The organism is Bradyrhizobium sp. NBAIM08 (assembly GCF_020193935.1).
Lineage (GTDB): Bacteria > Pseudomonadota > Alphaproteobacteria > Rhizobiales > Xanthobacteraceae > Bradyrhizobium > Bradyrhizobium yuanmingense.
Genome location: NZ_JADYVR010000296.1, coordinates 1 through 454, shown reverse-complemented (window position 1 = coordinate 454; position 454 = coordinate 1). Strand labels below are relative to the sequence as shown.

Below are 454 nucleotides of genomic sequence, written 5' to 3'. Positions count from 1 at the left end.
GTTCTACATCCATGCGGGCAAGAGCATCGACATGCTGCTCGACATCGCCGGCGGGGCCCAGGAGACGCGCGTGGTGGGCGGCATGCAGGCGGTGGCCGAGGCCATGGCGCTCGGTATGGACGTGCGGCGGTCGGCGCCGGTGCGGCGCATCGTGCAGGGCGAGGAGGAGGGCGTGCGCGTCGAGGCCGACGGCGTGGTGGTGCGGGCCGAGCGCGCCGTGGTGGCGGTGCCGCTGACGCTGCTGGGCCGCATCGCGTTCGAGCCCGCGCTGAGCGAGGGGCGCACCGCGCTGGTGCAGGCGGCGCGCATGGGCGCCGTGATCAAGTGCACGGCCGTCTACGACGAGCCCTTCTGGCGCGCGGCGGGGCTGTCGGGCCACTCGGTGTCGGACCAGGGGCCCGTACAGGTCACCTTCGACAGCTCGCCGCCCGACGGCCAGCCCGGCGTGCTGGTG

The 454-nt window shown here is 74.7% G+C and carries 1 protein-coding gene; it reads left to right on the top strand.

Annotated features, from left to right (window positions below; all coding sequences use genetic code 11):
• Positions 1–31: 31 nt before the first annotated feature.
• Positions 32–454: FAD-dependent oxidoreductase (locus I6F37_RS39575; protein ID WP_225154313.1), on the top strand; the 423-nt coding region annotated here is incomplete at its 3' end.